12 protein-coding genes are annotated in these 8,314 nt (G+C 43.1%); 3 read left to right on the top strand and 9 right to left on the bottom strand.

Annotated features, from left to right (window positions below):
• Positions 1 to 686: 686 nt before the first annotated feature.
• From D6D85_RS11580 to D6D85_RS11550, 7 genes are all read right to left on the bottom strand, one after another.
• Entirely contained in the window at positions 687 to 1,775 is a 1,089-nt protein-coding gene (locus tag D6D85_RS11580; RefSeq protein ID WP_125672196.1) for an AAA family ATPase, read from the bottom strand.
• Between the two features lie 121 nt (positions 1,776 to 1,896).
• Complete coding sequence (locus tag D6D85_RS11575) at positions 1,897 to 2,520, bottom strand: DUF3782 domain-containing protein (RefSeq protein ID WP_237558842.1); 624 nt, start codon at positions 2,518 to 2,520, stop codon at positions 1,897 to 1,899.
• 50 nt (positions 2,521 to 2,570) lie between these two features.
• A complete protein-coding gene (locus D6D85_RS11570; protein ID WP_125672195.1) occupies positions 2,571 to 3,482 on the bottom strand; it encodes a CPBP family intramembrane glutamic endopeptidase in 912 nt (303 codons plus the stop codon).
• 4 nt (positions 3,483 to 3,486) lie between these two features.
• Positions 3,487 to 3,804, bottom strand: a complete 318-nt coding sequence (locus D6D85_RS11565; protein ID WP_125672194.1) for a hypothetical protein — start codon at positions 3,802 to 3,804, stop codon at positions 3,487 to 3,489.
• A 144-nt stretch (positions 3,805 to 3,948) separates the two neighbouring features.
• Entirely contained in the window at positions 3,949 to 4,140 is a 192-nt protein-coding gene (locus tag D6D85_RS11560; RefSeq protein WP_125672193.1) for a hypothetical protein, read from the bottom strand.
• Between the two features lie 25 nt (positions 4,141 to 4,165).
• A complete protein-coding gene (locus tag D6D85_RS11555) occupies positions 4,166 to 4,543 on the bottom strand; it encodes a hypothetical protein (RefSeq protein ID WP_125672192.1) in 378 nt (125 codons plus the stop codon).
• Positions 4,544 to 4,629: 86 nt separating this feature from the next.
• Positions 4,630 to 5,649: a hypothetical protein gene (locus tag D6D85_RS11550; protein WP_125672191.1), complete on the bottom strand. Its 1,020-nt coding sequence runs from the start codon at positions 5,647 to 5,649 to the stop codon at positions 4,630 to 4,632.
• Positions 5,650 to 5,854: 205 nt separating this feature from the next.
• On the opposite strand from D6D85_RS11550, the gene D6D85_RS11545 reads away from it, so the two are divergent.
• Positions 5,855 to 6,103 carry a TIGR00304 family membrane protein gene (locus D6D85_RS11545; RefSeq protein WP_125672190.1) on the top strand — a complete coding sequence of 83 codons (249 nt, stop codon included), beginning with the start codon at positions 5,855 to 5,857 and terminating at the stop codon, positions 6,101 to 6,103.
• Between the two features lies 1 nt (position 6,104).
• A complete protein-coding gene (locus D6D85_RS11540) occupies positions 6,105 to 6,377 on the top strand; it encodes a hypothetical protein (RefSeq protein ID WP_125672189.1) in 273 nt (90 codons plus the stop codon).
• Positions 6,378 to 6,381: 4 nt separating this feature from the next.
• Here the strand turns inward: D6D85_RS11540 and D6D85_RS11535 are convergent, their stop codons facing one another.
• Entirely contained in the window at positions 6,382 to 7,203 is an 822-nt protein-coding gene (locus D6D85_RS11535) for a nucleotidyltransferase domain-containing protein (RefSeq protein WP_161969846.1), read from the bottom strand.
• A 259-nt stretch (positions 7,204 to 7,462) separates the two neighbouring features.
• Here D6D85_RS11535 and D6D85_RS11530 point away from each other — a divergent pair, with 259 nt between their 5' ends.
• A complete protein-coding gene (locus tag D6D85_RS11530) occupies positions 7,463 to 7,957 on the top strand; it encodes a hypothetical protein (protein WP_125672187.1) in 495 nt (164 codons plus the stop codon).
• Between the two features lie 172 nt (positions 7,958 to 8,129).
• On the opposite strand, the gene D6D85_RS16445 is transcribed toward D6D85_RS11530, so the two are convergent.
• Positions 8,130 to 8,314 (bottom strand): hypothetical protein (locus tag D6D85_RS16445; protein WP_161969845.1); only part of this gene is annotated, 185 nt, incomplete at its 5' end.

Here is an 8,314-nt window from a genome sequence, read left to right as displayed (position 1 = left end):
ATAGTTGTGTTAAGCGAGTCGCTCATGCGGGCTATGGGCTACATGCCCATAGCAGGGGCTGATAGGGCATTATGCCCTGGTCTTGACACAGCCCTGAACCCGGTAGGATGAGGCCTCAGGCTGACAAACCGGGAATCTCCCGGCTTTAGCCGTGGAGAGTGTCAAATCAGCTCCATCATGCAGGTCTATCAGGCCTGTCTGCAGGTAAAACCCCTTCCCTGGAAGTGGTACTATGCTTTTGCCGCTAAGATCTGGGGAGTAAACCGGAATTGCCGGAATCACAACAAGAAGGAGGACAGCAAATTTCGTTGCCTTGGGAATCGATGCCATATTATCTGCGGAAATTCGGTGCTCTTCCTTAAATTCTTTTTAGAATCTAGTTTAGGAATAATTTATAAATGAGACTGTATATCCTACTTGGAGGAGATCTCAAAACGATTTCCTGTTCTCAGGAAGAGCGGTCTTAATCCATGAAGAAATATCATCCAAATATTGCAAATAAGGGTCAGAAAAAGGTGGATTTTTGTGAACTCTATCAGCTGATGGGCATCTAGCAGTGACAAAAAGCCGCCATGGCTAGAGAATGTTATTGGAGGATTTAAACTGTATAATAAAGGCCTGAGAGTCTTAATTCAGATCTAAAAGCTTCCAACTCATTGCAGGTCAGAGCCCTAAATATTTGCAAATCACCTCACCCTCAACTTAAGCACAGCCCTCTTTAATGCCCTGTCCGCCACTAAATACTTATTATTTGACCTCTCGATCATTCCAGCACCCAGCAAATTCTTAAGAATTCTGGATACCAAGGATTTGCTTAGCGTTGTCCCCCTTCTTGCCTCAAGCTCTCCTCTTATCTCCATCCAGGAGGCACCGGTTGTAGTTTTCGCCAGAATCTTGAGGACCTCCACATAAAGTGGAGAATTGTAGATTCTAATAAATGAGCTCACATCTCTCTTCCATAAGCTTATGGCATACCCTATTGTGCTATTTAATGCCCTCTCGTGCGAGCTGCCTTCCGTCCTTAGCAGGCCGTAGTGAGAGACAAAGCCAGGAATTCCGGAGAGCTCCTCATATGCCTCCTCTAGCTCCATTTCATTGAAGCTAATTCCACTTTCAAGAAGCCCTTTTTTCAGAAAATCAATAGTCTCCTCCTTTCTCCATCTTGGAATATAAATTCTTTCAAAATATCTTGCAAAGCTGGGTTCCGCAGCTCTAGCAGGACTTATGACCTTCTCCAAAAGCCCCGGCATGGAGCCAGTTAGGACCACTGATATCCTGCTGTAGTTGTTGTGGATCAGCTGAATTAGACCTCGGATGTTAATGCCCTTTAAAAACGCAAGAACTTGAGCCTCGTCAAAAACTATTATAAACTTGTCATACTTTTTATTTAGCTCTCTTAGCAGGGATATCAAATTCGATTGAAATGCACTGCTTGTCACCTTGACATCCCTTATCCTCAGACTGATAACTGAGATATTAATCTGGGCTTCTTTTTTCAACTCTTTTTCATTAAACCCGATTTCTGTTGGAACTAGAGCCTGAAGACTCACTGCACTCTGTCCGATATATGGAGACAGGTCGAAGTATAGGTATTTGTAGTTATAGTGCTTTAGAAAGGTTTTCACAACACTGGTTTTGCCAACTCTCCTAGCACCAAGGACAGCAGCAAACATGCCTCTATCGGCAACTTTCTTCAGCTTTTCAACAGCATCTCTATGACAAGCGCCGTAAAGCTTGGAAAGATCGTCTATGGGCCTATCGTAAAAAGCACGCATGAGTTCATCCCCATGAACCGATTATGGGGCAGAACTTATAAACTTTTTTTGACTAGAATGAGGATCGATTTCCCTCCTCAATTCCTTTATAAATAATTCATAAAAAATATTTATCTTTTTGCTATTCTATCAATCCGCCGTATATTGTATCAATCCCAAGCTCCCTCGCCCTCTCATACGCATCTCTGTCCAGATTCACAGCAACTAGGATGAGCTTCTCAGGCTCCCTGTTCAGTATTTTCCTCACTATCTCGGATTTCTCCTTGAACCACTCGACATCATCTAGCTGTGCATGAGATTTAACTTCTATGAAATATGTTTTCTCATCATGTATGTAAACATCTAGGTCGAGCCTTGTGCCCTTTCTGCAGTATCTGCCATCTATGTCCTTGTATGTGAACTTCTGCACTTCTCCCGGCTCTATTCCCCTCTCCTGAAGGGCATGTTTGTATATTCTCAGGACAGTCCTCTCAAGATCCGTCCCCCACCTCCTCCCAAGGGACCCAACTGCCACCTTTAGCTCCCCGATTGCAACAGCAAGTTCCTCGACTCTCTCCGATAGGGTCTTTATCGCCTTTGAATGCTCCTCTATTACTTTTGAGTGCTCCTCTATCCTCTTTTCAATATTTTCAAGCCTGCTCAATATCTCATCTAGTCCTACTAGCCCTCTAACTGCCAATCTAAACTCCTCATCTGTCCTTAGGAGCTCCATGAACTCCCTTCTCAGTTTCTGTCTGCTTTCCATCTCCCCTTAAAGAAAGAAGTTATATAAAAATCTTGATGAATGCTTTCTGTTCATCTCTTTTTTGTAGCTATAAGCACGATCACTGCTGTTATCAACCATGAAAATATTCCAATTAATCCAAAACCTCCGTAGATCTCATCCAAGGGAGTTGGAGGCATCATCTCGCTGGGAAATGCAACGAGCAACGTCATTTTCCATATCGCATTTATAGCTCCGTGAAGGGAGACAGCAGGAAGGATGCTTGAGGATATGGATGTGAGCCTGAGCATTGGTGCCGTGAATGCAATGCAGAGGATAGTGAAGAGGGGAATTCCAGCGGCTCTGATATGGGGATAGTCGAATCCCAGCAAGATTATGGCCGTTGAGTGCCAGAGACTCCATATCGACCCTATCACAATCGTGCTCCTGAGGTCATCCCTTCTGCCCATGAGATCGAAGAGATAGCCTCTCCATCCTATCTCCTCACCTAATGCATAAAAGGAGTTTATCGTAATAGCTAATGGATAGTCAGCAATAAGTCCTACTATCAGCAAGATCCTCGCAAAATCCTCTTTTATAAGCCCTCCACCTCCCTTTACAACTATTTTCACAAATTTATCGATGGATAGAACCCCAAGAGCTACTGATAGCAGAAGGAATATTCCAAATGCAAGATATACTATAAGAGGGGCCAGAAGAAAGTGCTTGATCGTCCTTGCGCTGAAATTTACGTATTTCTTAATGGATTCCCTGACACTTCGTCCTTCAAGATGCAGGCATATGGCTGTCGCAGCTGTGGGAGCATACATCCTCAGTAAGCCCCATACAATCACAGCCAAACTGCTTATGAGGATGTTCTCGGGCTGAGGTTGACTATAGAGAACCTTTGCTGTCAGCGGTGAGCTGCAGAGAGCTAGATCCATGATAAGAGCAAGTCCAAATGACACAACTACATAAATTGAAATTAAAGATCTGAAGCTCAATAATTCACCCCTGCTTCCCCTCCTCCCTTATCTGGGATATAAGCTTGGCCATCGAGCTCAATGGCGATAGATCGTATTCAACGGATCTCTTCACCCCCCTTCTCTCCCACTCGACCTCAAACCTGAGACCGCTGTATCCCCTGTTGACCGATATCTCAAGTTCCCCCAGCTTGAACTGGACATTGCTGTACTGGGACAGATTCACAACTTTCAAAAACGAGATAAATTCATCTGGGCTTATCTCGAGCTGTTTCATGAGGGCTTTTATGAAGTTCGTGAGCTCCTTAATATCATCCTCCATAAGCTCACGGGTAATGACCATTTTTAAATTTTAGGTCTGATTTGAATATAAAAATGAAGATTTTAAGAAATCATACTAAGGATCGGAAGTTGTGCTCGTGAGCTATAGGTGTCTCTTATCAAGATTTCCTGTCAACAATGACCGAGAGATTGTTGCTCTAATCAGCTACCTAATCTTTATCCTTCTAAATATGAAGAGAAGGGTGTTAAGTCCTATCAGCACTACAGCTAAAGTTACTGTTATAAAGGCCATGTAATTCGCTTTGCTTACTTCTTCCTCCACAAGAGAGAACAGGAAAAGCGCCACTAAGATAAAAAGGATTATGCTAAGGGCTACTGCTAGATTAATCCCCTTCATTGAATCACCTTGACAAAATTAATGGTCATTGTGAATCCTGCTTCGCCTTAATTCTCTTCATCGTATAAGCAAGAACTGCAACAGCATAGGGAAGCATTGTCACTGAAAAGCTGAAGATAATGAACCAAGGGTCAGCGTTATAAGTTCTTTTAAGAAGCAGCATGAGGGATATTGCGCTGCCAAAAACTATGGGTCCAGATACCGCAAGCACTATCCTGCTTGAGGGATCCTCAGGGTTCATGCGTTTAATAAATATAGAATAAAATAAGCTTGCAAGAAAGAAGCTATTTGTGAGAGGCCACGCAGTTCCTCTGTGAAACAGGTATGCATCCATGATGTAAGAAGATATTCCCACTATGATTGCACCAATTCCCCACTTGATGGCCTCCCTTCCAGCTGCCAACTTTTCACCCCCAACTATCTTACTGTAATCACCATAAGAAATTAATTTTTAAAGATATCTTAAGAGGTTTTAGAAAGAAATTATATTTATTTACATACTTGGCTGCAAGTATATGAACATATAGCCCGAGAGATGACAAAACACAGTAGAAAGCACAGAAGTATGTTGCCACCAGATGCTATATCGCATGCAGGCTCGCATATTAGCTCTACATTATATTCACATGTTAAATCACAAGCTATCTCGCATGTATAGGGATCCACATCGCTTATCACAGCCTTTGCTTTCAAAACAGGTCTATCGATCCATTTCATCCACTTGACTGTGTTGGCAAGATGCCTGAGCTCTCTCGCCATAATCAGGTATCCCGGGGCGAGCTGATCTCTTACGGTCTTATTTCCCCTCTCATATACTCCTGATAATCTCTCAGCTATATCCTCAAGCTTTTCATACATTTGAGATAGTGTGATTGTCTCGCTGAGGTTCACGAGCTCAAGTGAGGTCACATTCTTCTTGGCAGGAGTGTATAGGACTGTCGTGAATGCTGAGATATATTCATCCCCTCTGGGGATGAGAAGTGTTGATACAGTCATGTTTCCCATTGGATGCCTGAATGAGTAGTCGATCTGGTAGTACTCCATTGTGATATTCCCGGAAAGCCTCATCAAACTCATGTTAAGGCTTCTTGATGCGGGTACAGGAAATCTTTTCCTCTCCTCAAGAGGAGCTATAGGAGGCCTTCCGGAGCTTATTACAATTCTCTCTGCATGCAGATAATACTTTGTTCCATTTGTATAAATATAGATTTCCGCACCCTGCCTTAAATCCCCTTTTATATCAACAAGCGCCTCATTTTCAACTCCTTTTACCGAGTATTTCACTGAAAGAAGAGTTCTATTTCCCTCCTTTTTAAGGATTTTAACCGTTCTGTTACATGAGCATTTTCCCATGATCTCCTCTAAAACAAGGGGTTTTATTTCAACTCCTCTAGAACTGACTATTATGCTGTGCTCCGTCCCTACTGGCTGTGCTATCAGGATATTTGGCGATATTAAAATGAGAATGAGAACAAAGGAGAGCAGAACTACTGGAAGCTCCCTCCTCATGCGATCACCTTGAGCAGGTGAATTAATCAAATATTTTTTTTCGATAGAAAAATTGAAAAAAGGAAAAATAAGAGTTTCACATTATTTTTTCAGCTGGTATGTACAATCCAATGCCTAAGCGCCGGGGATATCTCGATTTCTCGCCTTCTTTGAGCCTAATTCAACACTCATAATATTTTTAAGGGGGAGGGAATAGATATACGGGATGGAGATATTCACCCTAACAGCTCTTCTGATAATAGCTGCCTTCTTCCTGATAATAGTGGGTATGCTGCTCCTCCTTCTGCATAGCTTGAGGGAGGGAGGAAAGGTAGAAGGAGGAGGAGTCCTTGTAATAGGCCCGTTTCCGATAGTTTTTGGCACAAACCAGAGGATAGCGAGAGATCTTATGATAATAGCCCTGATATTCATGGTAGCAGTCGTGCTTCTGTTCCTCTTCATGCTGAGGTGGTGAGATGAGGGAGATGGGCCTCATGATGATATTCCTAGGAGTTCTCCTTTTCCTTGTAGCGGTAATGCTTCCCATGTTATCGCTTGCAAAGGGAGTTGAGATAAGCGGAGGGGGCTGCATAATCATACTCTTCTTTCCAATATGCTTTGGCTATGGAAAGGCATCTTCCCTGCTTATCCTTGCATCTATAATACTGGCGATAGTGCTTATGGCCTTCAGCTACCTCATCTTCAGGACTATTTCCAAGTATCCAGAAGAACAGAGATCAATGCCCTAAGATTTCAGCATAAGATGCTCTCAACATTTCTAACCTCCTTTTCTCTGAGCTCAAATGTCCCATCCGCAGATCTTATCCTGAAGACAAGGTAGCCATTATCCTCACATGCTGTCAGCGCACTGATCTCCCTGAATCTCTCTATTTCATCCAATCCTGCTGATCTTAGCTTGAGCTCGCTGGACACGACATCTATAACTTCATCTACAGCTTTTCTGACGTTACTTCTTTCAGGAAGCTCCCTTCTCATCTTAACAAGCTTGAGAAAGACTTCCTTTAAATTTTCAGCTTTCTCCAATACCTCTTTATCTGAGATGGGGAAATCCTCAGCTCTTTCTCTCAGGGAGAACTTGTACCTTATCAGGTGTCTTACTGAGTGATAGAGATGTGAGACTGATTCCAGATAGGATCCTTGGAGGTACTTCTCTATTGCTAATCCTAGGGCAACCACAGCAGATCTTCTCAGGACTTTCCTCGTGATATCAGTTATTTTAACCTCTTTTGGGATCAACCGGTAGGTGCCATCATCGTAGAGGACTATTCCCCTTTTAAGCATGAAGCTGAGCGGATGTCCTTTCTCGAAGACAGCTTTTACGCTCTCCTCGGTGAGAACAGCGGCATCAACCCTGCTTTTATCTATATAGAACTCAAGATAGCCTCTTGAAGGCCTATCAGCTATTACAAGCAGATCCACATCGCTCACGCCGGGAACAAAATCATCAGCTCTGCATGCGGAGCCGAACAAGATGATGGATTTGACCTTTATACCCTCTTTTTCCACCTCTTTTCTAACGAGATGGCATATCTCGTCGAGCTTTGTCCTGTCCATCCTGCTGTTTGTGGCATGCATATTAAAAATAATGCATGAAATTCAGAAGGCTAGCAATCACGTTACTCGATCAAGATCTTGAACTGAGTTAGAGCAGGGAAAATCCTCTACCCCTATCGGAAGACTTTGCTCGTGACTCCTTGAAAGCTTCTTATTCTTCTCTTCGAAAAATTTCGAAAAATTCTGAAAGGATAGTAAATTACCTTATAATTAATTTAAATAGATTCAATCTTTTTATTTCTCATTTCCCATTTCCTCGATGCAGAGGACAATTGGCAGGTTTCAGGTCATGGCACTGCTTCAAGCAGCCAGATACTATCTTCTGAAAGGGGATTTGGAGAAGGCAAAATCCTTCGGGCTCAACAGAGCGATATTTTATGCTTGGGCCAAGAGATCAGGGAAGCCTGTTTTTCAGAGAAAAAGGACAGCAGGAGCGTCAGCTCCATCTATACCATCCAGAGCGAGGGAGATAGAGGCCTTGGGGAATGAGAACGCATACGTGAACGATGAGGGATTTTTTGTAATAGGGAGTGAAGTTCAGAGGCCGGAGGATTATGATAGGGAGATTGTAAGGAGGATAGAAGCTGTAATTCCATATGAAGAAGCGTGGAATGCAGCCATAAACTACTTAAAGTCTTTTCCATCAGAGGTTCTTCTTGATCAGAGGAAGTTTTATGAGAGAGTTTATCTTCCTGTAAGAGACAGGTTTGATGAGATCCTGAGAAAGTCTAGGGGAGGCCTAGACTTGAGCTAAGGTATGGGCTTCCTGAATATAAATGGGAGTTCTCTGTCCTCCTTTATCTCTGAGTAAAACCTCAGTATCGCATCCTCTCCCACATCTATCGGACCCTTTATCTCCACCAACATTATACCACCTGGTTTTCAAAGATGTCCGGGAACTATTTTACTCAATCCATGTGAATGTCCTAACTCTGTTCGAAGTTCATCGCCATGGATAAGATATCCCGATGAGTGAACAGGGATACTCCCTCTAATGAGGGGCCCTCCCTTGCCACAACTATTTTCTCTCCCTCCTTTGGTGCTCTCTCCAAGAACTTGATGATCTCCTCTCTGGCAATATCTCCCATTTTCACCTCAATTGCTGCCACTA

Origin of the sequence: Candidatus Methanodesulfokora washburnensis, from assembly GCF_003947435.1 — an archaeon.
GTDB lineage: Archaea > Korarchaeota > Korarchaeia > Korarchaeales > Korarchaeaceae > Methanodesulfokora > Methanodesulfokora washburnensis.
The sequence above is the reverse complement of the archived record's forward strand: the minus strand, read 5'-3'. Positions and strand labels throughout refer to the sequence as shown.